The sequence below is a fragment of the Bradyrhizobium sp. P2_E8 genome, from assembly GCF_056403875.1.
Window position 1 is genome coordinate 1 of record NZ_JBFUES010000604.1, and the last position, 4,670, is coordinate 4,670.

The following is a 4,670-nucleotide window of genomic DNA, read 5'->3' on the forward strand; positions in this document are numbered from 1 at the left end:
GTACCGGTCAGTTCGCGGAAGTGTCGATCGTGGTCGAGCCGAACGAGCCCGGCAAGGGTTACGAGTTCGAGTCCAAGATCGTCGGCGGTGCGGTTCCGAAGGAATACATCCCCGGCGTCGAAAAGGGCCTCAACAGCGTGATGAGCTCTGGTGTCGTCGCGGGCTTCCCCGTGGTCGACGTCAAGGTTCAGCTCGTCGACGGCAAGTACCACGACGTCGACTCGTCGGCGCTCGCCTTCGAAATCGCATCGCGCGCGGCATTCCGCGAAGCGCTGCAGAAGGGCAAGTCCGTCCTGCTCGAGCCGATCATGAAGGTCGAAGTGGTGACCCCGGAAGACTACACCGGCTCGGTCATCGGCGACCTGAATTCCCGGCGCGGTCAGATCCAGGGTCAAGACATGCGCGGCAACGCCAACGTCATCAACGCGATGGTGCCGCTCATGAACATGTTCGGTTACGTGAATAACCTGCGCTCGATGAGCCAGGGTCGCGCAACCTTCACCATGCAGTTCGATCACTACGCAGAAGCGCCGGCCAACGTGTCGGCAGAAGTCCAAAAGAAGTTTGCCTGATTGTCGTCGGTCTCAAGCTGACGATTGAACGGAGAGTCAAATGGCCAAAGCAAAGTTTGAACGTAACAAGCCGCACTGCAACATCGGCACCATCGGTCACGTCGACCATGGCAAGACGTCGCTGACCGCGGCGATCACCAAGATCCTCGCCGAGACCGGCGGTGCGACGTTCACCGCGTACGACCAGATCGACAAGGCGCCGGAAGAGAAGGCGCGCGGCATCACGATCTCGACCGCGCACGTCGAGTACGAGACCAAGAACCGCCACTACGCCCACGTCGACTGCCCCGGCCACGCCGACTACGTGAAGAACATGATCACCGGCGCCGCCCAGATGGACGGTGCGATCCTGGTCGTGTCGGCCGCTGACGGCCCGATGCCGCAGACCCGCGAGCACATCCTGCTCGCCCGCCAGGTCGGCGTGCCCGCGCTCGTCGTGTTCCTCAACAAGTGCGACATGGTCGACGATCCGGAGCTGCTCGAGCTCGTCGAGCTCGAAGTCCGCGAGCTGCTCTCGAAGTACGAATTCMCGGGCGACAAGATCCCGATCATCAAGGGTTCGGCGCTCGCCGCTCTCGAAGATTCGGACAAGAAGCTCGGCCACGACGCCATCCTCGAGCTGATGCGCAACGTCGACGAGTACATCCCGCAGCCGGAGCGTCCGATCGACCAGCCGTTCCTGATGCCGGTTGAAGACGTGTTCTCGATCTCGGGCCGCGGCACCGTCGTGACCGGCCGTGTCGAGCGCGGCATCGTCAAGGTCGGCGAGGAAATCGAGATCGTCGGTCTGCGTGCGACCCAGAAGACCACCGTCACCGGCGTCGAAATGTTCCGCAAGCTGCTCGATCAGGGCCAGGCCGGCGACAACATCGGTGCGCTGCTCCGCGGCACCAAGCGCGAGGACGTCGAGCGCGGTCAGGTGCTGGCGAAGCCGGGTTCGGTCAAGCCGCACACCAAGTTCAAGGCTGAGGCCTACATCCTCACCAAGGAAGAGGGCGGCCGCCACACCCCGTTCTTCACCAACTACCGTCCGCAGTTCTACTTCCGCACCACCGACGTGACCGGTGTCGTGCATCTGCCGGAAGGCACCGAGATGGTGATGCCGGGCGACAACATCGCGATGGAAGTGCACCTGATCGTGCCGATCGCGATGGAAGAGAAGCTCCGCTTCGCGATCCGCGAAGGCGGCCGTACCGTCGGCGCCGGCGTCGTCGCCTCGATCATCGAGTAATTACGAGAATAGGGACCGGCGAGTAGCGAATGGTGACATTCGCTATTCGCTATTCGCCACCCACTGAAGAGAGACCACGGCAATGAACGGCCAAAACATTCGTATCCGTCTCAAGGCGTTCGACCATCGTATCCTCGATACGTCGACCCGCGAGATCGTGAACACGGCGAAGCGCACCGGCGCGCAGGTCCGCGGACCCATTCCGCTGCCCACCCGCATCGAGAAGTTCACCGTCAACCGTTCGCCCCACGTCGACAAGAAGAGCCGCGAACAGTTCGAGATGCGCACTCACAAGCGCCTGCTCGACATCGTCGATCCGACCCCGCAGACCGTCGATGCTTTGATGAAGCTCGATCTGGCCGCCGGTGTCGACGTCGAGATCAAGCTCTAAGATTTTTGGATCCCGTTCGCGTAAGCGGACAGAAAGAACAGGAAGCAAGCCGATGCGCTCCGGAGTGATCGCACAAAAGGTCGGGATGACGCGGGTCTTCACGGAGGCCGGCGAACATATCCCCGTGACCGTGCTGAAGCTCGGCAATTGCCAGGTCGTAGGCCACCGCACCGAAGAGAAGAACGGTTACGTCGCGCTCCAGCTCGGTTCTGGCAGCTGCAAGACCGTTTACATGCCCAAGGCGGAGCGCGGCCAGTTCGCGGTCGCCAAGGTCGAGCCGAAGCGCCGGGTCGAGGAATTCCGCGTCACCGCGGATGCCATGATCCCGGTCGGCGCCGAGATCCAGGCCGATCATTTCGTCGTCGGCCAGTTCGTCGACGTCACCGGCACCTCGGTCGGTAAGGGCTTCGCCGGCGGCATGAAGCGCTGGAACTTCGGCGGTCTGCGCGCCACGCACGGTGTGTCGATCTCGCACCGCTCGATCGGTTCGACCGGTGGTCGTCAGGATCCCGGCAAGACCTGGAAGAACAAGAAGATGCCCGGCCACATGGGTGTCGACCGCATCACCACGCTCAACCTTCGAGTCGTTCAGCTTGATGTCGAGCGCGGCCTGATCCTCGTCGAAGGCGCCGTTCCCGGCTCCAAGGGCGGTTGGATCCGCGTGCGCGACGCCGTCAAGAAGCCGCTGCCGAAGGAAGCTCCGAAGCCCGGCAAGTTCAAGGTTGCGGGTGGCGAAGCCGAGGCTGCGGCCCAGCAGGAGGGTGCGTGAGATGGAATTGAAGGTCACCACCCTCGAAGGTAAGGAAGCCGGCTCGGTCCAGCTTTCCGACGCCATTTTCGGCCTCGAGCCGCGCCAGGACATCATTGCGCGTTGCGTGCAGTGGCAGCTCAACAAGCGCCAGGCCGGCACCCACAAGGCCAAGGGCCGCGCCGAGATCTGGCGCACCGGCAAGAAGATGTACAAGCAGAAGGGCACCGGCGGTGCTCGTCACGGCTCGGCCCGCGTGCCGCAGTTCCGTGGCGGTGGCCGCGCCTTCGGTCCGGTGGTGCGTTCGCACGCCACCGACCTGCCGAAGAAGGTCCGCGCGCTGGCTCTCAAGCATGCGCTGTCGGCCAAGGCCAAGGACGGTGATCTGCTGGTGATCGAGAAGGCCGCGCTGGAAGCCGCCAAGACCAAGGCGCTGCTCGGTCACTTCTCGGGCCTGGGGCTCACCAACGCGCTGATCATCGACGGCGCCGAGCTCAACAACGGCTTTGCCGCCGCGGCCCGCAACATCCCGAACATGGACGTGCTGCCGATCCAGGGCATCAACGTCTATGACATCCTGCGCCGTCAGAAGCTCGTTCTGACCAAGGCCGCCATCGATGCGCTGGAGGCGCGCTTCAAATGACGAAGAACATCGAGCCTCGCCACTACGACGTGATCGTTGCTCCGGTCGTCACCGAAAAGGCGACGCTGGCGTCCGAGCACAACAAGGTCCTGTTCRAGGTGGCCGCGAAGGCGACCAAGCCGCAGATCAAGGAAGCGATCGAGAAGCTGTTCGACGTCAAGGTCAAGAGCGTCAACACGCTGGTCCGCAAGGGCAAGACCAAGGTCTTCCGCGGCAACCTCGGTTCGCAGTCGAACACCAAGCGCGCGATCGTGACCCTCGAAGAGGGTCACCGGATCGACGTCACCACCGGTCTGTAAGGTCGTACGACGATGGCACTGAAGACATTCAATCCCACGACGCCGGGCCAGCGCCAGCTGGTCATGGTCGATCGTTCGGCCCTGTACAAGGGCAAGCCGGTCAAGGCGCTCACCGAAGGCAAGCATTCCTCCGGCGGTCGCAACAACACCGGTCGCATCACCGTGCGCTTCCGCGGCGGCGGTCACAAGCAGACCCTGCGCATCGTCGACTTCAAGCGCGACAAGGTCGATGCGCCCGCGACCGTCGAGCGGCTGGAATACGATCCGAACCGCACTGCGTTCATCGCGCTGGTCAAGTACGAAGACGGCACCCAGGCCTATATCCTGGCGCCGCAGCGCCTGGCGGTCGGTGATTCCGTGGTGGCCGGCAACTATGTCGACGTGAAGCCGGGCAACGTCATGCCGCTCGGCAACATGCCGGTCGGCACGATCATCCACAACATCGAGGTCAAGATCGGGAAGGGCGGCCAGCTCGCCCGTTCCGCGGGCACCTACGCCCAGCTCGTCGGTCGCGACCAGGACTACGTGATCATCCGCCTGAACTCGGGTGAGCAGCGCCTGGTGCACGGCCGTTGCCGCGGCACGATCGGCGCGGTGTCGAACCCGGATCACATGAACACCTCGATCGGCAAGGCCGGCCGCAACCGTTGGCTGGGTCGCAAGCCGCACAACCGCGGTGTTTCGATGAACCCGATCGACCATCCGCACGGCGGTGGTGAAGGTCGTACCTCGGGCGGTCGCCACCCGGTTACTCCGTGGGGCAAGCCGACCAAGGGCAAGAAGACC

6 protein-coding genes and 1 pseudogene are annotated in these 4,670 nt (G+C 63.6%); all 7 read left to right on the forward strand.

Annotation, left to right across the window (positions count from 1 at the left end; translation table 11 throughout):
- Positions 1-572 (forward strand): annotated as a pseudogene (gene fusA / locus AC1D00_RS27640) (elongation factor G); the annotation flags it as partial.
- 40 nt (positions 573-612) lie between these two features.
- Positions 613-1,803 carry an elongation factor Tu gene (tuf, locus tag AC1D00_RS27645; RefSeq protein ID WP_477012834.1) on the forward strand — a complete coding sequence of 397 codons (1,191 nt, stop codon included), beginning with the start codon at positions 613-615 and terminating at the stop codon, positions 1,801-1,803.
- 82 nt (positions 1,804-1,885) lie between these two features.
- Positions 1,886-2,194, forward strand: a complete 309-nt coding sequence (rpsJ, locus tag AC1D00_RS27650; protein ID WP_002712302.1) for a 30S ribosomal protein S10 — start codon at positions 1,886-1,888, stop codon at positions 2,192-2,194.
- Between the two features lie 52 nt (positions 2,195-2,246).
- Complete coding sequence (gene rplC, locus AC1D00_RS27655) at positions 2,247-2,963, forward strand: 50S ribosomal protein L3 (protein WP_477012835.1); 717 nt, start codon at positions 2,247-2,249, stop codon at positions 2,961-2,963.
- 1 nt (position 2,964) lies between these two features.
- Positions 2,965-3,585, forward strand: a complete 621-nt coding sequence (gene rplD / locus AC1D00_RS27660) for a 50S ribosomal protein L4 (RefSeq protein ID WP_057745497.1) — start codon at positions 2,965-2,967, stop codon at positions 3,583-3,585.
- The gene (locus tag AC1D00_RS27665) at positions 3,582-3,884 is read left to right on the forward strand and encodes a 50S ribosomal protein L23 (RefSeq protein ID WP_477012836.1); all 303 of its coding nucleotides are present in this window, start codon (positions 3,582-3,584) and stop codon (positions 3,882-3,884) included. Before rplD ends, AC1D00_RS27665 begins: the two co-directional genes overlap by 4 nt.
- Before the next feature lie 12 nt (positions 3,885-3,896).
- The coding region (gene rplB / locus AC1D00_RS27670; protein ID WP_477012837.1) for a 50S ribosomal protein L2 at positions 3,897-4,670 on the forward strand (774 nt) is incomplete at its 3' end.

Excerpts from the sequence above, each read along its gene's own strand:
- rpsJ (WP_002712302.1), top strand. The coding sequence starts at position 1,886 with ATGAACGGCCAAAACATTCGTATCCGTCTCAAGGCGTTCGACCATCGT.
- rplC (WP_477012835.1), top strand. The coding sequence starts at position 2,247 with ATGCGCTCCGGAGTGATCGCACAAAAGGTCGGGATGACGCGGGTCTTC.
- rplD (WP_057745497.1), top strand. The coding sequence starts at position 2,965 with ATGGAATTGAAGGTCACCACCCTCGAAGGTAAGGAAGCCGGCTCGGTC.